The following is a 311-nucleotide window of genomic DNA, read 5'->3' on the forward strand; positions in this document are numbered from 1 at the left end:
GTGGGAGATCCTCAAGCAGGAAGGTCTCGATCCGGCGCCCGAGCGGGCCTCCACCACCTGGGCCGACTTCCTGCGCTCGCAAGCCGATGCCCTGCTGGCCGCCGATTTCATCGAGACCATCACCTTGAACGGGCAGCGCCAGTACATCCTGGCCGTCATCGAGCACGCCACCAGGCGCGTCCGTGTGCTCGGCACCACCGCGCACCCGAGCACGAGCTGGGTCATCCAGGCGATCAGGAATCTCGTGATGGATCTGCACGATGCGGACTGCCGGCCGCGCTTTCTGATCCGAGATCGGGATGGGAAGTTCC

At 65.6% G+C, this 311-nt stretch carries 1 pseudogene; it reads left to right on the forward strand.

Annotated features, from left to right (window positions below):
* Positions 1-311, forward strand: a pseudogene (locus FAF44_RS56645) (hypothetical protein); the annotation flags it as partial.

Source organism: Nonomuraea sp. MG754425 (assembly GCF_021699195.1).
Taxonomy (GTDB): Bacteria; Actinomycetota; Actinomycetes; order Streptosporangiales; family Streptosporangiaceae; genus Nonomuraea.